Below are 22,000 nucleotides of genomic sequence, written 5' to 3' on the forward strand. Positions count from 1 at the left end.
GGTGAAATACATTGAAGCGTGACAATAATCGTTTAAAAACATTGTTAGAAATCCTTTTCGTTTCAACTAGACTTGGTTTGACTTCTTTTGGGGGACCCATCGCACATTTAGGGTACTTTCATGAAGAATATGTTAGAAAAAGAAAATGGCTGGATGAAAAAGGCTACGCAGACCTTGTTGCTCTATGTCAATTTCTGCCCGGACCAGCAAGCAGTCAGGTAGGGATAGGAATTGGTGTTATGCGAGGAGGCGTCCTAGGCGGAATCGTATCCTTTATCGGTTTTACCCTCCCTTCTGTTATTGCACTTGTTTTATTCGCGCTTATCCTTCAAGGTTTGAATGTAGCCGACCTAAGCTGGATTCACGGCTTGAAACTTGTAGCTGTTGCGGTAGTAGCACATGCCATTTTAGGAATGGCTGAAAAATTAACACCAGATCTAAAAAGAAAAACGATCGCTTTATTTGCGTTAGTTGGAACGTTGCTATGGCAAACTGCTTTTTCACAAGTTGGTGTCATTCTTGTTGCTGGAATTTTAGGATTTCTTTTATATCGAGAGCAGAACGAAAGCGATGATACGAAGTACGAGTTTCCTATTTCAAAGAAGTTCGCTGTTATTTGCTTAACGTTATTCTTTGCGCTGCTCATTATATTGCCAATTCTAAGAGAGAGCACATCCATCAGCTGGATTGCTATTTTCGATAGCTTTTATCGTTCAGGTTCTTTAGTATTTGGAGGCGGTCATGTTGTACTTCCATTACTAGAGCGTGAATTTGTTCCAACTGGTTGGATAAGTGAGGAAGCTTTCCTAGCTGGTTACGGAGCTGCACAGGCAGTACCTGGTCCATTGTTTACATTTGCGGCTTATATTGGAGCTGTGATGAACGGCTGGCAAGGCGGACTACTCGCAACGTTTGCGATATTTTTACCTGCGTTCCTATTAATCTTAGGTTCCCTTCCGTTTTGGAACATGCTGCGACGCAATCCGAAGATAAAAGGTGCGCTGATGGGCGTAAATGCCGCCGTAGTCGGAATATTAATCTCTGCCTTCTATAAACCGATCTGGACGAGCACTATCTTAAAACCAATCGACTTTGCATTCGCAGCTATCCTATTTAGCATGCTTGTTTATTGGAAACTGCCTCCTTGGGTAATCGTTGTTACAGGAGCAGTCGGAGGGTTGTTGATGTCGCTTTTTTAAACAATTGTTTAAAAACTGAGAAAGAAACTGCTATTCATGGCAGTTTCTTTCTATTTACAAGCAACATATTTACTCACAACACTTTTCCTCTTCACGATCATTGCTGCAGCATTCATTTGCTACTACATCGATCTCTTTAATCTCAATTTTGCAGCATCCACTATCTTTTTCCTTTTTACTGCCCATCAGTTTAATGATAAAATTCATCTTTGCTCACCTCCTCTCATCTACTTTTTTAAATGATGTAGAAAATAAATCCTGATACCGTAGACATAGTAATGACCGAGATAACAAAAGTAATGACAAGCTCCTTTTTGAAAATTGACTTTAAAAGTACGAGCTCTGGTAAGCTAGCACCCGCAGAACTAATCATAAGGGCCATTACAGGTCCTAAAGCCATTCCTTTCGCGATCAAAACTTGAGAGATTGGAATCATACTAGATAATCTGATGTATAAAGGAATGCCTATAACCGCAGCAAGGGGGATGATCCACCATTTATCACTTCCGAAAGTACTTGCAATCCAATCAGTTGGCACAATACCATGAATGACCGCTCCAATTGCAGCACCTGCAATCAGGTAGGGATAAACACTTTTCATCAAGTTAAAGGTTTCAAAAAGAGCTCTTTTTACATTGAGTTTTTTCGTTTCCTCTTCATACCCAGTCATCACCACATTCTTCACCGATTTCTCAAAGCCAAGTGCGTCCAATAAGAAGCCGATGATTACAGAGAAGATAGCTGTAATGATCGTGTAGAGCACTGTTACTTTCCAGCCAAGTATGACTCCCATGATGGTAATAATTGTTGGATCTAGTACAGGTGATGCAAATAGAAAGATCATAACTATTGAAAAAGGCATCTTCTTTTTTAGCATGTTAACAATGACAGGGATAGTTGAGCATGAACAAAATGGTGTGACAAAGGCAAAAATCAAGGCGAAGAGTGCAGCTAAACCTTTATTTTTACCACTTAGATGTTTCTCCACTTTTTCATAAGGGATATACGATTGAAGCAGGTTGATGATAAAAGAAATAGCAACAAACAGAACGGTTAGTTCTAATGCGATACTCAAAAAACTTCTAAATGTTTCCATCCACATGACTTGTCTTCTCCTTTGTTATCAAGCGCAGCAAACTTGATTCGATTGTTTTGTCTCCTTCTTTGAAAAAAGTGAAGTAGCAAATAGAGCTAAATTTTTCTTTTTAGTGAAATGAGATCTCGAGCTTTCTTTTGCTGCTAATTGCTCCATTTCTCTTTGTTTTATCTCCATCATCTTTTCAAGATAGTAAGTATTCATATTAAAATCTCCTCCTGTTACATTAAAAAAATTTGATCTATATATCAAAAAAAATTGATGCTTTATTCATAAATGAAGTACTACAAATTGTAGTACTTCTCTTAACAACAAGATGGTAGAAATACGCAGCATAACTGATTTGATAATAGTCCCTTAAGCTCACTAACATTCAACGAATAATAATTCCAGGTTCCCCTTTTTTCTTTCTTTATCAAGTCAGCTTCTAACAGAATTTTTAAGTGATAAGAAAGTTTGGATTGTGGCATATCGATAATCGGTGTCAAATCACACACACAAACACTCTCTTTCAAAGCTAAAATATTAATAATTTGCAATCGCTGTTGATCGGCAAGTGCCTTAAACTTTTGTTCGTATTTCTCAAGGTCATTTTTAGAAAAATTCATATTGTTTATTAAAGGTATTTCCTTTTTCACATCATCATCTCCTAACATCAAATACTTTTGATGTAATTACAGTATATCCTTTATTTTCTAATTTGCAACCATTAAATCAAAATAATTTGATATTACTCTTCACAACTTCTTCACAACTAGTTGTTATGCTCAATATATGAATGTAATAACCTGGTATTTTTTTGAAGTCAAGGAAACCCTATTGTAAAAGGAGGATACAAAATGAAGATTACAAAGAACTTAATTGCCATCCTACTGCTCGCATTCTCACTCGTACTTTCGGCGTGTGGTAATGATCAAACAAAAGAAAAACCACAAGAAAGCGAAGAAAACCACGGTGGTATGGATCATGGAGACATGAATCACTCTGGATCTGGTGAAGTTCCAGAAGGATTGAAAAATGCAGATAATCCTACCTTTAAAGTGGACAGCAAAGCCATAATTAAAGCTAATCATATGGAAGGCATGGATGGTGCGGAAGCGACAATTGTAGGAGCTTATGATACAACGGTTTACACGGTAAGCTACACACCAACAACAGGCGGTAAAAAGGTGACAAACCACAAGTGGGTGATTCATGAGGAAATTAAAGATGCAGGAGATAAACCTCTAGCTGCTGGCACCGAAGCCGTCCTTAACGCAGACCATATGAAAGGTATGAAAGGGGCAAAGGCAGTTATTGATTCTGCGGAACAAACCACAGTCTACATGGTAGATTATACTCCTACTACCGGTGGTGAAAAAGTAACCAATCATAAGTGGGTTACCGAAAGCGAGCTATCAGCTGAATAAGCTGTATAAGGCAAGGCTGTTAAACCTATTTATAGTCCTTGAAAAAAATTTATGGGCCTTCAAAAGCGTTTTTAGGCCCTTAAAAAATTTTATAGGCTTTTCGACAAAAAACAGAGGCAGCACCTTTGCTCCCAAACGTAAACGCAATTGCCCAAAAGGCTGGCACTTTAAAGTTAAATGCCAGCCTTTTCCCTATTAAACTTCATATTAACTTCTGTCCCTTTTCCAGACCCACTGTTGATCCAAATTTGCCCATCATGTGCTTCGACAATCCTTTTTACAATGGTTAAGCCTATCCCACTTCCGCCGTGTTCTCTGCTCCTGGATTTTTCTCCACGATAAAAACGTTCAAACACTTGTTTAATCTCTTCTTTTGGAATACCGATTCCAGTATCTTTAACTGAAAGGAAAACAGAGTCCTTATCTGTATGAGTAGAAATAATCACCATTCCTCCAGCCGGTGTATATCTAAGAGCATTACTTAACAAGTTTATTAATACTTGTGCAAATCGTTTTGCATCTATATTTAGTTCTATGTTAGGCTGCAATTCTGAATGAAGTGTTACCTCCTTTTGCACAAACGCTCCTGCAACGGCATCCATACTTTTATTAATGATAGAATTCAGTTTTTCCTGTTTCTTATTTAATGAGAATTCTGGCGATTCCATGGCTGTTAAATGCTCTAGATCTTGAACTAAAGAAATAAGGCGTTCAATTTCTTCTTTAAGAGAATGTATTCGATCTGAGGTTGGTAGGAAAACACCATCTTCAAAGGCCTCTAAGTGACTTTTAATAGTGGCTAAAGGTGTCCTTAGTTCATGAGCGATATCGGATGTCATATTTTTTCGAGATGTTTCCTGTAATTGAAGTTTAGAAGCTAGCAGGTTTAGGGAATTTCCAAGTTCATTGAGTTCATCATTTCCTAGCGTTTCTATCCTTACTTCGAGCTCACCTTTTGACATCTTTTCAGCCGCTTTTCTCATCTCCACCAGTGGTCTTGATAAGTTTCTCGCCACAAAATAACTTATAATACAAACCAGAATAATGGCACCTATCGAAGTCCAGAGAACAGAACTTAATAAGGCCTTTTCAAAATGATGGGTTAAGGGCTGAATACTTTGAAATTCTGGCACATCTCTTTGAAACATCGTGATGTGGTAATGAACCTCATACATGATAATAAGGCCGGCAATTACGAGTATAGATGACGCGGCCAAAATAAATATAACGGTTAATCTTGCATGCAGTCCTCTAAACATGACCGCCTCCTGTAAACTTGTAACCTACACCAAACACAGTAACAATATAGTTAGGGTTTTTAGGGTCGATCTCCAGCTTATACCTAAGATTTTTCACGTGCTGATCAATGGTCCTGCTATCTCCTTCAAAATCAAAACCCAAAATTTTCTCCACCAACTCTTCCCTAGAAAAAACACGATTAGGATGCCTGCCAAAAGTAAGCAACAACTTGTATTCATTAGGCGTAAGATTTACTGGTTCTCCCTTTACGAACACCTCTTGTTTACTAGCATCAATTTTTAGTTCTCCTCCGTTATATGTAATCTGCTCAGCAAGTAATTCCCCATTTCCTGAACGGCGTAAAATCGTCTTAATACGCATCACAAGTTCACGCGGGCTAAAAGGTTTCGCCATGTAATCATCAGCACCGAGAGCCAGGCCGTTTATACGCTCTTCTTCCTTAACTTTTGCAGTCAACATTAGAATGGGTAATGTATGTTTCTGCCTGATTCTTTGACAAAGTTCTTCTCCACTCATATCTGGGAGCATAAGATCAAGAACCACAAAATCAATAGAATGATTTTTAATTTGTTTTAATGCATCATTTGCATTTAGAGCTTCAAGTGTATTAAACCCTTCCGTCTTCAAATAAGAAGAGACAACCTCCGATAACTTTGGTTCATCTTCCACAATTAAAATGGTTTTCACAATAACTCCCCCAAAAGGTTTAGTACTTGTATTATAACGGATGATTGGGTGACGAAATAAAAATAAGAACTGACTCATTAGCGAGTGCAGTTCTTGACTATAACTTCTTTATGATATTCTAGCTTTTCTACTCACTCTGCAAACGATCCGCATAAGTCCTCTGTGTGCTGAGGGAACGAGTGTGAAAAAGATATCCATCGCTTTGCGCATCGGCATTGGGCATATAATAGGTTTGTTTTTATGTATGCCGTCTAATGTGATTTTTGCCAGCTTCTCTGGCGCCATCATCTTTTGCTTTTTAAATTGCTCCATAATAACCGCTTTATTGATGTTAATTGCTCTCGCCTCTTCTAAAATCGGGGTGTCCACGAACGTAGGACAAAGTGCACTTACCTTTATTCCGAATTCCTCTGCTTCGTAATGGAGCGATGTAGTTAAGCCAACGACAGCGTGTTTTGTAGTTCCATAAGCTGAGGATACGGGTGATGGTCCAAGTCCTGCAGCAGATGCAGTGTTTACAATATGACCAAAACCCTGTTTTTTCATTATGTTATATCCAATTTGCGTACCATGAATGACTCCCCAAAGATTAACGTCCATAACCTTTCTCCAGTCTTCAAAAGTCATATCATATAATTCACCGTACATAGCAATTCCCGCATTGTTAAAAAGGTAGTCTAGCCTGCTAAACTCTTTGAATATAGCTGTAATTACACTTTCTACACTTTCAGCATCTCTTACGTCTAAGTACTGATATCTAGCATTTATCGATTCTTTATTTAGCTCTTCTTCAACCTGTTTTCCTTTTACTTGATTGATGTCTGTAATAATTACAAAAACGTTTTGTGACACAAGTTCCTTACAAAGCGCATGGCCGATACCCGAAGCTCCACCCGTTACGATCGCAATTTTTCTATTCTCCATCACATCAATCGCCCCTATACATCAATTTTATTTCACATCTCTCAATTACTGATAGACTCTAAAAATATTGAAACAGCTTGATAAAAAAGTGGTTCAAGACTATGAAGTTCTTGCGTGTTGGTAAGCTGACAGAGTCCTCCAAGCCACGTGCCGATTAACACCGTCCACTGATCTACATTGCCATTCTTAAATTCTCCATTTTCTATACCTTCTAAAAGAATGGCACGATAAGCTCCCATAGGAATGACTGCCAATTCGTACAGCTGCTTGATAGATTCAGGACTTGAATCAGAATTAGAAGCAAGCTCTTGCCCACCTTTTAACAAAGGTGTCTGATAATTGTAGAGAACATGCATAGCCATCCCATACAACTTCTCAATAGCCGAAGAAAACGCTGGTTCCTTTGTCATCCATTTTGTGTACCAATCCTTCATCGTTCTTTGGGCTAATAATACAAACAGCTTTTCTTTATTTTCAAAGTGATAATAAATGTGTCCCTTGCTATAACCAGAAGCTTTAGAGATATCTGCCACAGAAGTTTGTGTATATCCTTTTTGAGAAAAGATCAAAAAGGCTTTTTCCATGATTTCCTGTTTTGCAGTTTCACTGTTGTAACGACGTTTGCTCAATGAATCGAAAGCTCCTCTCTAAAATTGAACGATTGTTCTAATTTAATTATACATTTTTTTACATGTAATAGAATCGATAACCAGCAGGTTTCACAATATTGTAAAATTTTACAATAGAATAAGACCACTCAGATCAGAGTGGTCTTTATCATTGTTTAGGGTAGTATAGGTCATCATACAAATTTATAAGTCTTCAATATTAGTGCACCTAATAGGCTTGTGGTTTCAGCTGTGGTACCTCAAGCTCTTTAGTACATTTTATTTATGACATAAATGATATATAGAACGCCCATTACGATTAAGCAAACAACTAATGAACTGGATAGAATCATGATTAAATTATGCGAAGCTTTAAACGTCTGCTGGTTAATGGATTTTCTTTTTTTCGTATATTCAAAGGAAGATAACAGGATTGTAGCTGTTCCTAATAAAAAGGCTAATCCCCCAAGGAATACTGCCACTAGATCAGCCGTATGAGAGATTTTATCCTGCAATGTAAAATGAAGATTTACAATAACAAAACCAACTCCTATTATTGCTATTGCAGTCCGAATCCATGCTAAATACGTTCTTTCGTTCGCAAGGTGCTGTTGAATAAATTTGGAATCTACAGTCTGACTATCTTTTTGGATATCCATTTTTTTATTCCTCATTTACTTAATAGATTGTGTGCCTATCCAATATAAACAATTGTGTCTATTTAATAGTAACAATTTTTAGCCAGGTAAAAAAATGATACATCTTATGTTAAGACACAATGACTATGATTATAACTCTGCTGCTTTTTTTACTAGTAAAATTAAAACAGTCACCCATATGGTTAAAATCACTCCGCCTGCTATCCAATTCTTCGGAAGCCTCTTGTTTTGGTCAGCAGCCCGCTTCTTGCATTCTTCTAGAACCGATGGAGAAATCCATCGAAATACGATGACGATTCCTAAAGGAAGAAGAAGAATATCATCCAAAAAGCCTAATAACGGAATGAAATCAGGAATTAAATCGATAGGACTTAATGCATATGCAACAATAGTGATTGCCAATGCTTTCGCATAAATCGGAACGTCCTGGTGTCGGGAGACTAAATATAAGACATAGAGCTGTCTTTTTATCTCTTTTGCCCAGTGTTTTATTTTATCTACTATTTGCCTCATTACACCATTCACCTTCTACACGTTATGAACCTTCTTATGTATTCCTCAACTTACAGGTCAGTCTACACAAATATAAGTTTAGCACCCACGATGACAGGAACAATTGCAAGTAACGAAGAATCATAATATTTTACTGCCAGAGGAATCTCTATTTTATAGAGAATAACCTATCTTTAAACCTGCAAACGCTAAAAGAATTCCCAAACTGTAACTGAGGCCTATATAGAGAAAAAATGTTTTCCATTTCTTTTTAATATGAAGCTGAATGTTTTCTAGCTTGAATGTTGAAAAAGTTGTGAACGCACCAAGAAAACCTGTTCCAAAAAGCAAAAATAAAGAATGGTTAATGTTGATTCCTATTAAGATTCCTAAAAGAAATGATCCTGCCAAGTTAACTAGTAAAGTGCCTAATGGCAATTCCCTTTTGTTATATTGATTAATCTTTTTAGACGCAGCAGCTCTGGAAATGGCACCAAAAAAACCGCCCGTCGCAACAAGGACACTAGAAATCATGATACATCCCCCTTCATTTTGCTGTTATGTCTCACTTCTCCTAAACGGTGACCTGCCCAGGATAATAACAAGCCCCCAAACAAACTAATAAATACATATAAAAAGGCTGTGCCTAAACGGTTATCTTGTATTAATAGCATCGTATCTGCACTAAAAGTAGAAAAAGTTGTAAATGATCCGATTAATCCTGTCCCCAATCCAGAAATGATTTCTGGACGCATTATCTTATGATTAGCGACTCTAGTAGTGAACCATCCTAAAGCAAAACAACCGAGTAAATTTGCTGCCAATGTAGAGATTGGAAACCCCGCTAAAGATTTATGTACGACCATCAGTCCAACATAATAACGCAACAGGGCTCCTACAATACCACCGAAGCCAATAAACAAATAGTTCATACTATCCCCCCAGGTAATTCATAAAAAAACAGACTCCTACCAGGTGCAGCTGGTGCATAGAGAATTTTTGCGTCGAATAGCTAGTACAGCGTTCGTTATTCAAGGAATCTCACATCTAAATCATCTAATAAAGGTAACTTGTTCAATAATTGAACCTGTTCGTGACAACTCCCCTCTAAAGTTTATATTTCTTAAAAATTTTATGCGGTGGAAGCTCTGCTTTTTCATCGGGTACATAATATTCTCTATCATGATAAGGCATTTCTAACTCTTCCCATTTAAAATCATCTTCAACACATTTTATAAATAAATCATATCCTTCACCATCAGAAGGCATTAAGCCTAATCTTGTTTCTTCATACTTTAAGGCAACATCAATCGCCTCTTTCAGTTCTAACAAAGCTGTTCGATTGGCAATAAGATAGGCGTTGCTATGCCACATTTGTTGACCAAAAACATGGCTTATAGGCGTAGGTTCATCCTCCTCATAAAAACTATTGTTATATACATGAGTTAACTGTTCAAATACCTCTTCAGGACGATCTATATCTATATAAACGTCCATTCCACTTTCCCAGTACCTTTGTCCGCCGCCCCAAAACTGCGAAATAAAGTCATCATATAATTCATTATTCTCCACAAACAAGTATCTTTCCAACTCATCTTCTATATTCTCAAAATAATAACTGTGAATTACTTTCTCTTCCCTTTTAAAAATAAGATGATATAAATTATTTACTACTTTTTCACTTTTCAATAATACATATTTATATTTCTTAGCCTTTTTAGGCTTTAATACTCCATTTACAAACGGTGTCTCTGGAATATAAATAGCTCTAAATAACTTTACATTAGCCATTCTTAATCACCTCTTCACGTCTGCTTATTCCTTCAAAATCTCACTCTTTGTACTTCTAGGACCCAAATTTAAAGGATAGCCTGTCCGTTCCAACAGAGGTGTGTAGATTTACAACTGGTCTGAACATCAAGAGTTACTAAGAATAGACGAACTCCTTCAAGCACCCTTTTTTGCACTAATTATATCAACTTGCAGCTCTCATAGTAGTATTTATTAGTTCAAATTCTTTTTATACTATTCCAGAGTTGCATCTAATCAAACGTACCAAACTCCTTGCAGGTTAATAATAGCGCAAGTTTAAATTGAAACCTCCAATGGAGTTGTTATATAGTGTTTAGAACGAACAAGTAAAGCTGTGTATATTCGATGTTTCCAAAATAAAAAACACGCCAAAAGCGTGCTTTTTATCGTTCTTATTAAACACTTGTTTAATTTTAGAGGTACTTCCGATGCACCGTTTTCCCGTCAAACGTAAACAGCACAGGCTTCTGCTCGATTCTTGTCTCCATGTGAACAGGTCTTCCCCAGAGATGATGAAGATGCGGCAGTACTTTTTCCAGATACTTCACATCGAGTTCCATATCTTCATAGCTATGAACGAGGTATAGTTCTCCGTTCTTCATATAATCTGCATCGTTAACTGTAATGTATGGGAATCCCCCATTTACTCGCATACTTACGAGCTGATCTCGGACTTCTTCCCACTGCTTATCGACTACCTTGTATTCTTTGCCCTGCTTTTGGAATAGATACATATCTTCCCGCTGAGCGAGATCTTTGGTTAGGTAATTTCGGATAAACGACATATCAGACTCTAGTTCACGAACCTCAAACATTTTTTCACGACCAGAACCAGGTTTTACACCTTGTCTGATGAGCTCTTCGTTGGGGTTGTTGTAGCGATCTTCAATGTCTTTAAAAATCTGTAAGCCTAAATAATACGGGTTGATCGATGTCTTTGATGGCTGGACAACTCCAGCGTTCAGTTTCGCAAACTCGATCGTCTCATGAGAGGTTAAATCCATTTCTTGCAGGATTTTGGCGTGCCAGTAGCTAGCCCAGCCTTCCTTCTCCTAAGGATCTCAGGTCGAACTCATTATTTAGATAGCTTATTCAATAATCGCACCCATTTCTGGAAGAACAATTAGCATTATTTTGAACTATAATCCTAAAACCTTAGCATTTATAATGATTAACAATAAAATGATATTTAGCCAGACAAAAAATTTAATTATAACCTCAGCCCATAACTTCCTACGCAATCCAAAATAAAGGATAACAACATAAATTAAGAGACTAATAACTACACGAAATTCAGAAACTTTTTCAATTCCCAAGTCAAAAAAATCAATGAATGTATTTATTAAAACAGTGATAGAAAATAAATAAAGGTATATCTTAAACTTTTTTTCTTTTCTTTCGGACTCGTGTTTAAAATCATACATTTTTCTTATCTCAACCTAGCTTCTTTTTCTTTAAGTTTATCAAATATGTTCTTAAACTAAACTGCTGTTAGTTAAGTAAAAAAGAGCTGCGTGAGCAGTTCTCTGAATCTTCAACTATCGCACCCGTATGTTGAATATCTATTTGTTTCTAACGAAGAAGAAATACAGTGCTAATACATACATAAAAATATATATCCAAGAACCTATTATCGATAAAAAATTAAAACATCCCTTATCTTTTCTATTAAGAATTACATTTAAAATAGCCACTAGTACCACTACAATGAATAAAGGTGATACTGCTAATTTTGAGATAAGTTCTGGAAAAGGCATTTCCATAAGTTTGTCATCCACAATTCTACCCCTAACTTAAGTTTAATCTTAAATACTTATCTATTCCTTATTCAACAAACCTGCTACGTTTGTTGAATAAAGATCATTACTTTATCAGAAGATATATTACCGTCTAAAGTTTATAATTTTTAAAAATCTTATGCGGAGGTAGCTCTACTTTTTCATCAGGTACATAACATTCTCTATCATGATAAGGCATTTCTAACTCTTCCCATTTAAAATCATCTTCAACACATTTTATAAATAAATCATATCCTTCACCATCAGAAGGCATTAAGCCTAATCGTGTTTCTTTATACTTTAAGGCAACATCAATCGCCTCTTTTAGTTCCAATAAAGCTGTTCGATTGGCAATAAGATAGGCGTTGCTATGCCACATTTGTTGACCGAAAATATGGCTTAATGGCGTAGGCTCATCCTCCTCATAAAAACTATTGTTATATACATGAGTTAACTGTTCAAATACCTCTTCAGGACGATTTAAATCTAAATAAACGTCCATTCCACTTTCCCAGTACCTTTGTCCGCCGCCCCAAAACTGTGAAATAAAGTCATCATATAATTCATTATTCTCCACAAACAAGTATCTTTCCAACTCATCTTCTATATTCTCAAAATAATAACTGTGAATTAGTTTCTCATCCTTTTTAAAAATAAGATGATATAGATTGTTTACTACTTTTTCACTTTTCAATAATTCAAATTTATATTTCCTTGCCTTTTTAGGCTTTAATACTCCATTTACAAACGGTGTCTCTGGAATATAAATAGCTCTAAATAACTTTATATTAGCCATTTTTATTCACCTCATTTTATTTATATCGTATATTATGCCCCCAGGTGCAATTTAACTCAGATGTAATTCCCTAATAATATTTTCAAAATACTTTATTGATAATTCATCAAATACTTAAGATTTATAGGCTCAAATAAAAATAAGCACGCGGCTGCGTGCTTATTTCATTATAAATACTTTCGATGCACCGTTTTCCCATCATACGTAAACAATACAGGCTTCTGCTCAATTCTCGTTTCCATGTGAACAGGTCGCCCCCAGAGATAATGAAGATGAGGAAGCACTTTTTCAAGATACTTCACATCCAGCTCCATATCTTCAAAGCTATGATTGAGGTAGAGCTCTCCATTCTTCATATAATCTGCGTCATTAACCGTAATGTATGGGAATCCACCGTTTACCCGCATACTCACGAGCTGATCTCGGACTTCTTCCCACTGCTTATCGACTACCTTGTATTCTTTACCCTGCTTTTGGAACAAGTACATGTCTTCCCGCTGAGCGAGATCCTTAGTGAGATAGTTTCGGATGAAGGACATGTCAGATTCAAGTTCACGCACTTCAAACATCTTTTCACGCCCTGAACCTGGTTTCACGCCTTGTCTCAACAATTCCTCGTTTGGATTGTTGTAGCGTTCTTCGATGTCTTTGAAGATCTGTAGCCCTAAATAATACGGGTTGATCGAAGTCTTTGAAGGTTGCACAACACCCGCGTTTAGTTTCGCGAATTCTATTGTCTCGTGTGAGGTCAAATCCATCTCTTGCAGGATTTTGGCGTGCCAATAGCTAGCCCAGCCTTCGTTCATGATTTTCGTTTCAAGCTGAGGCCAGAAATATAGCATTTCCTCTCTCATCATGGATAAAATATCACGCTGCCATTCTTCAAGTTCACGGCTGTATTGTTCAATAAAAAGCAATATGTCCTTTTCAGGCTGCGGTGGGAATGATTTTTTCTTTTTAAGTACTGGTTTCGGACCTTTTTTATCATCTAGCTTCCATAGATCGTCGTAAGGTGTTTCTTTCTTCGGCGTAAGATCTTCTTCGTCTTCAAATACATAACTTAATTTGTTTCTTACGAGCGAAGGGTCTATATGTTCTTGTATAGCAAGAACGGCATCCAAGAACTCTTCCACTTCTTTTTTGCCATACAAATGTTCGTACATAGCCACACGTTCGGCCGTCGAAGTCATACACTCGACCATATCTCTTCTTGTATTTGAGAAGCGAACATTGTTTTTAAAGAAATCACAATGCGCGAGAACGTGGGCGATAATTAATTTGTTCTGAATGAGCGAATTGGTATCAAGCAAGAACGCGTAACAAGGATCTGAGTTAATAACAAGCTCATAAATTTTGCTTAGCCCTAAATCATATTGAAGTTTCATTTTGTGAAACTGTTTTCCGAAACTCCAATGAGAAAAACGCGTTGGCATCCCGTATGCACCAAATGTATAGATAATATCTGCAGGACATATTTCATACCGCATTGGATAAAAATCAAGGCCAAAGTGGTCAGCGATCTCCGTAATTTCAGCAATTGCTTTTTCAAGCTCTTTATTTTGCAGTTCCCAGTTCATATTTTCCCCCTCCTGCTATTTCCTTACTTCTAACTGTATGAAAGAAAACAGGCATTCATGAGAAAACAGCACGGAAAAATCGGACGGGTACAAATAATTAAGGCGAACTCCCCACTTGGAATTCGCCTTTATTCTTTATCTTGCTTGATAAATATCTATCATACACGCCCAGCCTGAACAATCTTGAGGTGTACGCAGCTTTTCAATCCATACTTTTTCTTTTTGGGCGCTAGCAGTTTTTATCATCACTTTTGCTTCTGCAGTATGAATACTTGTTCTTACCCAAGCAAGATCACCGCTTACGAGCGTTTTCGGATAAACATCTGCCTCAAAAAGACCGGGTTTCGTTAACTTCTTTGCACTTCCATCTCCAACATTTACACTTGCTAAAAACGGCTTTGATCTTTTTTCTTCAGGTACATCCCAGCCCCATTCGATCTGTCTGCTCACTACTATCTCCTTATCGTTTCTCCAAGTGAAATCACCATCGGCATATCCATCAAATCCAAGGTTTGTTTCCCTGCCGCTTTTAGCATCCCACAGGGTTAACCGTTTATTTTCAGATGTTAGCCGGCCGATTCCTTTAATAAATGCCAACTTCTTTTTATTTGGAGACCAATGAAACCAATTCGGCTGATCTAACATATTCCCAATGATTTTCGTTCGGGAACCATCTAATGAGACAACCATTAATGTATTGCTGTCAGCTGACATGGAAGCTGTCGGACATGCGATAAATGCAAACCATTGATTATCCAATCCCCACTTGAATTCAGTCGTACCAATCGCAAAGAAAGTCTGACTCATCTTTGGCAGCGTAGTAATGTTCTGCACTTTTTTTAAATCACCATTTGCATTCACTGGAACATAGAATAGTCGAACCGGACTCCATCCATCTGGTTCTAAATTAGCAGATGACGATACAACAAATCCTTTACCATCAGGTGCCCAACTATAATTGCCTGCTCCTAGAATGACATTTTGAAAAGATGAAGAAGGCTTTGAGAGGTCAATTACGTTTAATACACTCCCGCTTTTCCATGCGAGCTTTGATTCGAAGGGAGACCACCTCGTTAAACTCACATCTCCATCAAACACTTTTCTATTTAATCGAGTAACACGGTTATACACCCATAACTCCTTGTGATTCCCTGAGACATAGCTGATATATGTCCCGTTACTTGAAAAACGTGGATGGGAAACGTTCGGTTCTTGAACAATCCTACGCTCCATCTCACCTTCTTTTAGCCAAAGGCCATCTTTCCGAACGAAGGCTGCTTTATCATCAGCAGCTTCTGCTAATTGCGGCTGATTGATCATTATTAAAACAAAACTTAATAAGAAAAGAATACAACGCATCACATGAATCACCTCATTAGTAACATGAACGAAATGAGGAATTTCATACAAAAAGCTCAGGAACTAATTTGTCCTGAGCTTGTCCAATGTTATTTTCCTGTTTCAGCAAAACGCTTGATACGTGCCGCTATTTCGTCACGTACACGCTGGAATTCGCTCCACTCTTTCCCTGCTGGATCGTCAAATCCCCAATGTTCACGTGTTTTGTGTGGTGGTGTTGCTGGACATACATCGTTTGCATGACCACAAAGTGTAACAACTAGATCTGCTTTTTCTAAGATTTCTTTATCAATTACATCTGAAGTTTGATTCGTAATATCGATGTCTACTTCTTTCATCGCCTTGATTGCGTTTGGATTTACTCCATGCGCTTCAATCCCAGCGGAATATACGTCATATTTATCTCCAAGATAGTGATGTCCGAATCCTTCAGCCATTTGAGAACGGCAAGAGTTTCCTGTGCAAAGGAAATAGATGATTGGTTTAGCCATTTTAAAAAACCTCCTGTAGTAAAAGAACTTCTTTCGAGACCATCATAATATAAGTATATCCTTATATCAATATTTATTTATATATTCTTTGACATTTTATATAAACATATGGTTATATACTAATGAGGTGAGATCGATATGGAACTGGATCAGTTAACAGAATGTTATAAAGCTATGGCAGATAAAACGCGCTTGAATATCTTAGCATTACTGCGCCACGAAGAATTATGTGTATGTGAGTTAGTTGATATTTTAAAAATGACACAACCTAGTATTTCACAGCATTTACGAAAATTAAAGCAAGCTAAACTCGTTAAGGAAAGACGCAACAGCCAATGGATTTTCTACTCCATTGATGGAGAAATCTATCCTTTTATTAAAGGCAACTTAGAAGCCCTTCCTGACATGTCAGAAAAAATAGAGCAATTAAAAGCGTCAGGCGGAAAAGTTTGCTGTTAACTTAGTATCACTTGAGAAATTGGGGGAATTTATATGGACAGCATGGCGATTATGGCCTTCGCTGTATTTTTAGTTACGATTATTTTTGTTATCTGGCAGCCAAAGGGTCTATCGATCGGCTGGTCTGCTACAGCAGGTGCCATTATAGCACTTCTTCTTGGAGTGGTTTCATTCGCTGACGTTTGGACCGTTACCGGCATCGTTTGGAACGCTACATTAGCATTTGTTGCGATCATCCTCATCTCAATTATTTTAGATGAAATTGGTTTCTTCGAATGGTCCGCCTTACATATGGCGAGGTTAGCAGGCGGAAACGGAAAGAAGATGTTTACGTATGTCATCTTACTCGGAGCTGCAGTATCGGCATTCTTTGCGAATGACGGTGCAGCACTAATTCTGACACCAATCGTACTCGCTCAAGTTCGAGCACTCAATTTTAAAGAATCCATGGTGCTCCCATTTATTATGGCGAGTGGATTTATCGCAGACACAACTTCACTGCCACTTGTTGTTTCAAACTTAGTAAATATCGTATCCGCTGATTTCTTTAACATCGGGTTCGTTGAATACGCAAGCCGCATGATTGTGCCGAACTTCTTTTCTTTATTTGCAAGTATGATTGTTTTACTTATCTTTTTCGGAAAAGATATTCCAAAAAATTATGATCTTTCACAGCTCAAACAACCGAAAGAAGCCATCCGTGATGAAAAGCTCTTCAAGTTATCTTGGGTAATTCTTGCTGTACTTCTAGTCGGATATTTAACGAGTGAGTTTATCGGCGTTCCCGTTTCCTTTATTGCTGGTGCAGCAGCACTCTTCTTTATAATTGTTGCTCGTAAAAGTCCAGCTATTCAAACGAAAAAAGTGGTAAAAGACGCACCATGGACTGTCGTTGTCTTTTCTATCGGTATGTATGTAGTCGTTTATGGACTGCGTAATGCAGGACTAACTGACATGCTCGGCAGCTGGATTCAAGTCATTGCCGATCAAGGATTATTCGCTGCTACAATAGGGATGGGCTTTTTAGCGGCTGTATTATCATCTGTTATGAACAACATGCCTACTGTTATGATCGATGCTCTAGCTATTCAAGGAACGGAAACATCTGGTGTTGTTCGTGAAGCCTTGATTTACGCAAATGTTATCGGTTCAGACTTAGGACCTAAAATTACACCGATCGGGTCGCTAGCCACACTTCTATGGCTGCACGTGTTATCAAAAAAAGGTGTAAAAATCACTTGGGGCTATTATTTCAAGATTGGGATCATCTTAACCATACCAACACTTTTCATCACATTAACCGGCCTCTATTTATGGTTAATGATTATTTCATAGACTGCGAACTAAAAGATGCTTTGCTTTTGGGTCAGTAACAATGACTTTCTTCATGACAAGTTGATTGCTTGCAAGGCATAGGAGGAAGCTATCGGCAGAGTCTACTTGGAGACGCAGTAGCAAGGGGGTCGCCCACGGAAAGCGAGCACCTGAAACGGAAATCAATCACTTTTAGAGTAACAAATCATACTAAGGTTCTTTATACAGTCTTTCAAAAAGGCTATTTTAAAGAATTGTTGCTTTTAGATCTTTTTGTTCAATCGCTTCTTTGACAAGTTGATTGGAGCGCAAGGTGCGAGACTCCTACGGGACGAGCGGTCAGGTGGAGACTCCTAATGGCGCAAAGCGGCAGGAGGCTCACCGTACGCCCCGTGGAAAGCGAGCATCCTGGAGCGGAAATCAACTACTTTCAGAAGCACAGACTTTCATAAAAAAGGAGAGTTCACATTATGATACAACGCATGCATGTCGCTGTTAACTGTTCAGATTTAGAAAAATCCCTTGAATTCTACAAAAGCTTTTTTGGCACTGAACCTACAAAAGTAAAAGACAATTATGCAAAATTCGAGCTTGATCAGCCTGCTCTTCATTTTTCTCTAAATGTACGCCCTTTTGCAAAAGATGGTGTACTCAACCATCTAGGATTCCAAGTAAACAACACAGAAGATGTTCTTGCCATGGGCGAAAGACTTCGAGAAGCAGGACTGCTCTTAATAGATGAGATGAACACAACGTGCTGTTATGCTGTTCAAGACAAAGTATGGGTATACGACCCAGACGGCAACGCATGGGAGATCTTCTATACAAAAGAAGACTCAGAATTTGAATCAGCAGGAGATGCACGAGATCTATCACTATGCTGTGCACCCCCTCAACAAACTCAACCGGTTACGCTAGGTTTCACAAAAAAATAGCAAAAAAATCCCTCTGCATAATAAATATGCAAGGGATTTTTTTTGATTAAAGGGTGGATAAGGCAACAATTTCTGCAATGCGAATAATAATCTGGTCACTATATTTTTGATCACAGCTCATTACACATAACGTAATATAGTCTCTTTCAACTGCTCTTAGTCTGCCTTCGTAAGATTGATTCGCTGTATCCACCACGACCTGTCTCTCCAAAAGACGTTTTGCAGCTCTTCTGAAGTCCTTCACAACACTCACCTTCCCTATTTTGCACTGCAAACAAGGGGCTTTCTATACTATTACATGCAAAAAGAGAAAAAGAGACACGGACAAACACCCTGTGCACATGACTATTCTTGGACAATCACGCATATTATGTAGAAATAATCATAGACAGGGATGAGTGCCATGATTAAACGAACAGTAGCTATTTTCCTTGGCAGTGTGTTGCTTGGTATTGGCATAAATGGTTTCATTGTCCCTTTTCATCTCTTGGATGGCGGGATGATTGGCATCAGTCTTCTCGTTAAATATGTATGGGGATATAAAGTAGGGCTTACGATTATCATTTTAAGTATTCCCATCTATCTTTTAGCGTGGAAACTGGAACGCCGCTATTTTATAAATAGTGTACATGGATTATTAGTGTCGTCCTTCATTATAGATTTTCTGTCACCTTTAAGAGGTGTGTTTTCTGTTTCTATAATGGAAGGGTCCATTATTGGAGGACTTTTCATCGGAACAGGTATTGGCTGGATGCTGAGACATGAAACGAGTACGGGTGGAACCGACTTAATCGCGCTCTTTTTATCCCGCTGGTTTTCAATTAATGTGGGCATGGTCATCTTTTTGATTGATGCTGCGGTCATCATAGCAGGACTTTATGTAATGGGAGAAGGAATTCTATTCTATTCGCTTGTGACGATTCTTTCTGTAGGCTTTGCAACGATGACAATGACCCTCATCCGCTCGATTAACTTCTATAAAAGCATATAAAAAAAAGCCCTTTTTAAGGCTTCTTTTTCATGAAACTGTTTTATCCATACATGTAACCAATCGGTTTTCAATCTCAATTGCTTTTTGTTCGAGATTTTTATCATTCAACAATTTTACAAACTCAGTCGGCTTAGGCATCCCGATCTTTGTCTTATCTTTCTCTGTGTAAAGTACGATCTTACAAGGAAGAAAATAACCCATTAGTTTATTCTCTGCCAATACTTCTTTTGCTTCTTTTGGGTTACACACTTCAAAGATAAGAAAATCATCATTAAAATCTAACCCTTTTTCCTGAAGCTTTTCTTTTACATCAAACTGCCACAAAACACCAAACTGGTCTTCTTTTAAATTTTCCTCTAATTTTAGAGCCGCTTCATCCATTGTCATTGCAGTTTCGACTGTATAATGAAACATTAAAATTCCTCCTTATCAGATAAAGGGATCTCTGCCCAAAAACAGTGTTCAGTTCCGTCCGTTTGAAGACCTATTCTGCCGCCCGCCATGGTTATGATTTCTTTTGCAATCGATAATCCAAGGCCAGATCCTCCCGTCTTCAAGGTTCTAGAAAAATCAGCTCGATAGAACCGTTCAAACACTTTTTCCGAATGGTCAGGGTCAATGAACTGCCCTTTATTATGCCATTCAATTCGATACATCTTCCCTCGTACCGCCCCTATTATCTTTACCCAACTTCCTTCATCATAAAAACATACATTTTCTAACATGATGGACATCACTTGTTTCAAGGCATCTTCACTTGCATAAACGTTTCCTTTCTCGATGTTGGAATCAACGGATATTCCTGCTTTTTCAAATGAAAGATTGAAGCTGTCCAGAGCATCTTCTATGACTTTTTGAACGGGGAGCATCTGGCTTTCTTGATGGAAATTAGTCCAGCCTTCTAGCTGATTAATTTGTTCAGCCATACGAGTTAATCTTTTAGACTCTTTCAGCAATATTCCATAAAGAGCAGGTGTAGGTTCTATAATTCCTGTTTGAAGTCCTTCTAAATATCCGTTCAAGTTTGTTAAAGGTGTTCTTAATTCATGAGAGATATCCTTGAGCATCTGATCTCTTTTTTCATCATTCTTTTTAAGAGTTTGTGCCATATTGTTAAATGCTTCTGAAAGCTTTCCTAACTCGTCTTGACTGGTAACAGGCAATGGTTCAGGAAAGACGCCCTTTTTAATAAAAGCTGCATGTTGAGTCAAATTCTTTAATGGATCGATTAAACGTTTTAAGAATAAAAAATACAAAAGGAAGACAATTGAAAAAGCGATAATACTGATCTGCAAAAAATAAATGTGCAGTTCGCTATTTAAAATCGGGCCGTTAATTTCATAATCATTCACAAGTAAGCATGCATAGTCTTTAATCGCTGAACCTGACCATAACACTACTGCACCTAAAGCCATTGCGTTAATTAAAGCAAGCTTTACAAAAAGACTCATTTGAGTGAATTTAGTACGCCACAAATTGGTACCCCATTCCTCGCACCGTTGTGATAAATGGTTTGCCTGATACTTTGCGCAGCTTTTCTCGTAAATTTGCGACATGAACATCAATTGTTCGGTCTACCACTGCCTTTTCCTGCTTCGGATATAGTTCGTTCAAAAGCTGTTCCCTCGAAAGCACTTGGTTTGAGTGGCGCATGAACATATACAAAAGGCGAAACTCGTGAGGCGTCAGGGAGAGTTTTTCACCTGAAAAATTTGCTTCTCCTTTAAAAGGTTTTAGCGTCAGCCCGTTGAAAGAAATCTTGTTGCATCTATGAGCCGTTCTTCTTAAGACCGCTTCTACACGTGCTACAAGTTCTGCAGGACTGAATGGTTTAGTTACATAATCGTCTGCACCTGCTTTTAGGCCGCTAATTCTATCCTGTTCAGCCGTTTTCGCCGTTACCATGATAATGGGTATCTCGCTCTTTTGTTCCTTTCTGATCCATTCCGTTAATTCTTCTCCACTAACAGAAGGAAGCATTAAGTCCACGACTAAAAAGCATGGATCTATCTTTAAGAAAGTATCCATGGCTTCGCTGCCGTCACTCGCCTCATATGTTTCATAACCTGAATTCTCAAGGTATATTTTTATCAAGTTTCGAATATTAGGATCATCTTCTACGATCATAATCGACTTTCCCTTAAGTTCCATCAC

Annotated in this window: 28 protein-coding genes and 1 pseudogene; 7 read left to right on the top strand and 22 right to left on the bottom strand. The window is 37.9% G+C overall.

Going from position 1 to position 22,000, the window contains the following annotated elements; genetic code table 11:
* Window positions 1–11: 11 nt before the first annotated feature.
* Complete coding sequence (locus QUF49_RS17695) at window positions 12–1,199, top strand: chromate transporter (RefSeq protein WP_289496998.1); 1,188 nt, start codon at window positions 12–14, stop codon at window positions 1,197–1,199.
* Window positions 1,200–1,268: 69 nt separating this feature from the next.
* Here QUF49_RS17695 and QUF49_RS17700 read toward each other — a convergent pair whose 3' ends face one another.
* The 4 genes from QUF49_RS17700 to QUF49_RS17715 all read right to left on the bottom strand — a co-directional run bounded on the left by QUF49_RS17700 (window position 1,269) and on the right by QUF49_RS17715 (window position 2,903).
* On the bottom strand, window positions 1,269–1,406 hold the full coding sequence (locus tag QUF49_RS17700; protein ID WP_289496999.1) for a hypothetical protein: 138 nt from the start codon (window positions 1,404–1,406) through the stop codon (window positions 1,269–1,271).
* 28 nt (window positions 1,407–1,434) lie between these two features.
* A complete protein-coding gene (locus tag QUF49_RS17705) occupies window positions 1,435–2,301 on the bottom strand; it encodes a permease (protein ID WP_289497000.1) in 867 nt (288 codons plus the stop codon).
* Between the two features lie 21 nt (window positions 2,302–2,322).
* A complete protein-coding gene (locus QUF49_RS17710) occupies window positions 2,323–2,499 on the bottom strand; it encodes a hypothetical protein (RefSeq protein WP_289497001.1) in 177 nt (58 codons plus the stop codon).
* Window positions 2,500–2,600: 101 nt separating this feature from the next.
* Window positions 2,601–2,903, bottom strand: a complete 303-nt coding sequence (locus tag QUF49_RS17715; RefSeq protein WP_289497694.1) for an ArsR/SmtB family transcription factor — start codon at window positions 2,901–2,903, stop codon at window positions 2,601–2,603.
* A 231-nt stretch (window positions 2,904–3,134) separates the two neighbouring features.
* On the opposite strand from QUF49_RS17715, the gene QUF49_RS17720 reads away from it, so the two are divergent.
* Window positions 3,135–3,704, top strand: a complete 570-nt coding sequence (locus QUF49_RS17720; protein WP_289497003.1) for a YdhK family protein — start codon at window positions 3,135–3,137, stop codon at window positions 3,702–3,704.
* A 173-nt stretch (window positions 3,705–3,877) separates the two neighbouring features.
* Here the strand turns inward: QUF49_RS17720 and QUF49_RS17725 are convergent, their stop codons facing one another.
* From QUF49_RS17725 to arsC, 14 genes and pseudogenes are all read right to left on the bottom strand, one after another.
* Complete coding sequence (locus tag QUF49_RS17725) at window positions 3,878–4,963, bottom strand: sensor histidine kinase (protein WP_289497004.1); 1,086 nt, start codon at window positions 4,961–4,963, stop codon at window positions 3,878–3,880.
* On the bottom strand, window positions 4,956–5,651 hold the full coding sequence (locus QUF49_RS17730) for a response regulator transcription factor (protein WP_289497005.1): 696 nt from the start codon (window positions 5,649–5,651) through the stop codon (window positions 4,956–4,958). The genes QUF49_RS17725 and QUF49_RS17730 overlap by 8 nt, the downstream gene beginning before the upstream one ends.
* 108 nt (window positions 5,652–5,759) lie before the next feature.
* A complete protein-coding gene (locus QUF49_RS17735; RefSeq protein ID WP_289497006.1) occupies window positions 5,760–6,575 on the bottom strand; it encodes an SDR family NAD(P)-dependent oxidoreductase in 816 nt (271 codons plus the stop codon).
* A 41-nt stretch (window positions 6,576–6,616) separates the two neighbouring features.
* A complete protein-coding gene (locus QUF49_RS17740; RefSeq protein WP_289497007.1) occupies window positions 6,617–7,204 on the bottom strand; it encodes a TetR/AcrR family transcriptional regulator in 588 nt (195 codons plus the stop codon).
* Window positions 7,205–7,452: 248 nt separating this feature from the next.
* On the bottom strand, window positions 7,453–7,842 hold the full coding sequence (locus QUF49_RS17745) for a YidH family protein (RefSeq protein WP_289497008.1): 390 nt from the start codon (window positions 7,840–7,842) through the stop codon (window positions 7,453–7,455).
* Between the two features lie 129 nt (window positions 7,843–7,971).
* Window positions 7,972–8,355 (bottom strand): YkvA family protein, encoded by a 384-nt coding sequence (locus QUF49_RS17750; protein WP_289497009.1) that lies wholly within the window; start codon window positions 8,353–8,355, stop codon window positions 7,972–7,974.
* A 153-nt stretch (window positions 8,356–8,508) separates the two neighbouring features.
* A complete protein-coding gene (gene crcB / locus QUF49_RS17755; RefSeq protein WP_289497010.1) occupies window positions 8,509–8,868 on the bottom strand; it encodes a fluoride efflux transporter CrcB in 360 nt (119 codons plus the stop codon).
* On the bottom strand, window positions 8,865–9,266 hold the full coding sequence (crcB, locus tag QUF49_RS17760; protein WP_289497011.1) for a fluoride efflux transporter CrcB: 402 nt from the start codon (window positions 9,264–9,266) through the stop codon (window positions 8,865–8,867). The genes crcB (QUF49_RS17755) and crcB (QUF49_RS17760) overlap by 4 nt, the downstream gene beginning before the upstream one ends.
* Before the next feature lie 175 nt (window positions 9,267–9,441).
* A complete protein-coding gene (locus QUF49_RS17765; RefSeq protein ID WP_289497012.1) occupies window positions 9,442–10,125 on the bottom strand; it encodes a hypothetical protein in 684 nt (227 codons plus the stop codon).
* 434 nt (window positions 10,126–10,559) lie between these two features.
* Window positions 10,560–11,192 (bottom strand): annotated as a pseudogene (locus QUF49_RS17770) (SpoVR family protein); the annotation flags it as partial.
* Window positions 11,193–12,036: 844 nt separating this feature from the next.
* On the bottom strand, window positions 12,037–12,720 hold the full coding sequence (locus QUF49_RS17775; protein WP_289497013.1) for a hypothetical protein: 684 nt from the start codon (window positions 12,718–12,720) through the stop codon (window positions 12,037–12,039).
* A 167-nt stretch (window positions 12,721–12,887) separates the two neighbouring features.
* Entirely contained in the window at window positions 12,888–14,297 is a 1,410-nt protein-coding gene (locus QUF49_RS17780) for a SpoVR family protein (protein WP_289497014.1), read from the bottom strand.
* 135 nt (window positions 14,298–14,432) lie between these two features.
* Complete coding sequence (locus tag QUF49_RS17785) at window positions 14,433–15,656, bottom strand: TolB family protein (RefSeq protein WP_289497015.1); 1,224 nt, start codon at window positions 15,654–15,656, stop codon at window positions 14,433–14,435.
* A gap of 89 nt (window positions 15,657–15,745) precedes the next feature.
* Window positions 15,746–16,147, bottom strand: coding sequence for an arsenate reductase (thioredoxin) (arsC, locus tag QUF49_RS17790; protein ID WP_289497016.1), 402 nt, complete (start codon window positions 16,145–16,147; stop codon window positions 15,746–15,748).
* A gap of 138 nt (window positions 16,148–16,285) precedes the next feature.
* On the opposite strand from arsC, the gene QUF49_RS17795 reads away from it, so the two are divergent.
* The 4 genes from QUF49_RS17795 to QUF49_RS17810 all read left to right on the top strand — a co-directional run bounded on the left by QUF49_RS17795 (window position 16,286) and on the right by QUF49_RS17810 (window position 18,855).
* A complete protein-coding gene (locus QUF49_RS17795; protein ID WP_289497018.1) occupies window positions 16,286–16,606 on the top strand; it encodes an ArsR/SmtB family transcription factor in 321 nt (106 codons plus the stop codon).
* A gap of 42 nt (window positions 16,607–16,648) precedes the next feature.
* Window positions 16,649–17,941 carry an arsenic transporter gene (locus tag QUF49_RS17800; protein ID WP_425590505.1) on the top strand — a complete coding sequence of 431 codons (1,293 nt, stop codon included), beginning with the start codon at window positions 16,649–16,651 and terminating at the stop codon, window positions 17,939–17,941.
* A gap of 292 nt (window positions 17,942–18,233) precedes the next feature.
* Complete coding sequence (locus QUF49_RS17805; protein WP_289497020.1) at window positions 18,234–18,419, top strand: hypothetical protein; 186 nt, start codon at window positions 18,234–18,236, stop codon at window positions 18,417–18,419.
* The gene (locus tag QUF49_RS17810; RefSeq protein WP_425590506.1) at window positions 18,394–18,855 is read left to right on the top strand and encodes an ArsI/CadI family heavy metal resistance metalloenzyme; all 462 of its coding nucleotides are present in this window, start codon (window positions 18,394–18,396) and stop codon (window positions 18,853–18,855) included. Before QUF49_RS17805 ends, QUF49_RS17810 begins: the two co-directional genes overlap by 26 nt.
* 46 nt (window positions 18,856–18,901) lie before the next feature.
* On the opposite strand, the gene QUF49_RS17815 is transcribed toward QUF49_RS17810, so the two are convergent.
* The gene (locus tag QUF49_RS17815) at window positions 18,902–19,099 is read right to left on the bottom strand and encodes a DUF2642 domain-containing protein (RefSeq protein WP_289497022.1); all 198 of its coding nucleotides are present in this window, start codon (window positions 19,097–19,099) and stop codon (window positions 18,902–18,904) included.
* A gap of 159 nt (window positions 19,100–19,258) precedes the next feature.
* Between QUF49_RS17815 and QUF49_RS17820 the strand changes: the two genes are divergently transcribed.
* On the top strand, window positions 19,259–19,846 hold the full coding sequence (locus QUF49_RS17820; protein WP_289497695.1) for a YitT family protein: 588 nt from the start codon (window positions 19,259–19,261) through the stop codon (window positions 19,844–19,846).
* 27 nt (window positions 19,847–19,873) lie between these two features.
* On the opposite strand, the gene QUF49_RS17825 is transcribed toward QUF49_RS17820, so the two are convergent.
* Genes QUF49_RS17825 through QUF49_RS17835 form a run of 3 tightly spaced genes read right to left on the bottom strand, consistent with a single transcriptional unit; the run spans window position 19,874 to window position 21,997 of the window.
* Window positions 19,874–20,260, bottom strand: coding sequence for a DUF302 domain-containing protein (locus QUF49_RS17825; protein WP_289497023.1), 387 nt, complete (start codon window positions 20,258–20,260; stop codon window positions 19,874–19,876).
* Window positions 20,260–21,408 carry a sensor histidine kinase gene (locus tag QUF49_RS17830; protein WP_425590507.1) on the bottom strand — a complete coding sequence of 383 codons (1,149 nt, stop codon included), beginning with the start codon at window positions 21,406–21,408 and terminating at the stop codon, window positions 20,260–20,262. The genes QUF49_RS17825 and QUF49_RS17830 overlap by 1 nt, the downstream gene beginning before the upstream one ends.
* Entirely contained in the window at window positions 21,308–21,997 is a 690-nt protein-coding gene (locus QUF49_RS17835; protein ID WP_289497025.1) for a response regulator transcription factor, read from the bottom strand. The genes QUF49_RS17830 and QUF49_RS17835 overlap by 101 nt, the downstream gene beginning before the upstream one ends.
* Window positions 21,998–22,000: the final 3 nt, after the last annotated feature.

It is taken from the genome of Fictibacillus sp. b24 (assembly GCF_030348825.1).
Taxonomy (GTDB): Bacteria; Bacillota; Bacilli; order Bacillales; family Fictibacillaceae; genus Fictibacillus.

Excerpts from the sequence above, each read along its gene's own strand:
- QUF49_RS17830 (WP_425590507.1), bottom strand. The coding sequence starts at position 21,408 with ATGTTCATGTCGCAAATTTACGAGAAAAGCTGCGCAAAGTATCAGGCA.
- QUF49_RS17820 (WP_289497695.1), top strand. The coding sequence starts at position 19,259 with ATGATTAAACGAACAGTAGCTATTTTCCTTGGCAGTGTGTTGCTTGGT.
- QUF49_RS17785 (WP_289497015.1), bottom strand. The coding sequence starts at position 15,656 with ATGCGTTGTATTCTTTTCTTATTAAGTTTTGTTTTAATAATGATCAAT.
- QUF49_RS17795 (WP_289497018.1), top strand. The coding sequence starts at position 16,286 with ATGGAACTGGATCAGTTAACAGAATGTTATAAAGCTATGGCAGATAAA.
- QUF49_RS17735 (WP_289497006.1), bottom strand. The coding sequence starts at position 6,575 with ATGGAGAATAGAAAAATTGCGATCGTAACGGGTGGAGCTTCGGGTATC.
- QUF49_RS17750 (WP_289497009.1), bottom strand. The coding sequence starts at position 8,355 with ATGAGGCAAATAGTAGATAAAATAAAACACTGGGCAAAAGAGATAAAA.
- QUF49_RS17700 (WP_289496999.1), bottom strand. The coding sequence starts at position 1,406 with ATGAATTTTATCATTAAACTGATGGGCAGTAAAAAGGAAAAAGATAGT.
- QUF49_RS17720 (WP_289497003.1), top strand. The coding sequence starts at position 3,135 with ATGAAGATTACAAAGAACTTAATTGCCATCCTACTGCTCGCATTCTCA.
- QUF49_RS17780 (WP_289497014.1), bottom strand. The coding sequence starts at position 14,297 with ATGAACTGGGAACTGCAAAATAAAGAGCTTGAAAAAGCAATTGCTGAA.
- QUF49_RS17775 (WP_289497013.1), bottom strand. The coding sequence starts at position 12,720 with ATGGCTAATATAAAGTTATTTAGAGCTATTTATATTCCAGAGACACCG.
- QUF49_RS17835 (WP_289497025.1), bottom strand. The coding sequence starts at position 21,997 with ATGGAACTTAAGGGAAAGTCGATTATGATCGTAGAAGATGATCCTAAT.
- arsC (WP_289497016.1), bottom strand. The coding sequence starts at position 16,147 with ATGGCTAAACCAATCATCTATTTCCTTTGCACAGGAAACTCTTGCCGT.
- QUF49_RS17710 (WP_289497001.1), bottom strand. The coding sequence starts at position 2,499 with ATGAATACTTACTATCTTGAAAAGATGATGGAGATAAAACAAAGAGAA.
- QUF49_RS17725 (WP_289497004.1), bottom strand. The coding sequence starts at position 4,963 with ATGTTTAGAGGACTGCATGCAAGATTAACCGTTATATTTATTTTGGCC.
- QUF49_RS17800 (WP_425590505.1), top strand. The coding sequence starts at position 16,649 with ATGGCGATTATGGCCTTCGCTGTATTTTTAGTTACGATTATTTTTGTT.
- QUF49_RS17705 (WP_289497000.1), bottom strand. The coding sequence starts at position 2,301 with ATGTGGATGGAAACATTTAGAAGTTTTTTGAGTATCGCATTAGAACTA.
- QUF49_RS17745 (WP_289497008.1), bottom strand. The coding sequence starts at position 7,842 with ATGGATATCCAAAAAGATAGTCAGACTGTAGATTCCAAATTTATTCAA.
- QUF49_RS17825 (WP_289497023.1), bottom strand. The coding sequence starts at position 20,260 with ATGTTTCATTATACAGTCGAAACTGCAATGACAATGGATGAAGCGGCT.
- QUF49_RS17765 (WP_289497012.1), bottom strand. The coding sequence starts at position 10,125 with ATGGCTAATGTAAAGTTATTTAGAGCTATTTATATTCCAGAGACACCG.
- QUF49_RS17715 (WP_289497694.1), bottom strand. The coding sequence starts at position 2,903 with ATGAATTTTTCTAAAAATGACCTTGAGAAATACGAACAAAAGTTTAAG.
- crcB (WP_289497010.1), bottom strand. The coding sequence starts at position 8,868 with ATGATTTCTAGTGTCCTTGTTGCGACGGGCGGTTTTTTTGGTGCCATT.
- crcB (WP_289497011.1), bottom strand. The coding sequence starts at position 9,266 with ATGAACTATTTGTTTATTGGCTTCGGTGGTATTGTAGGAGCCCTGTTG.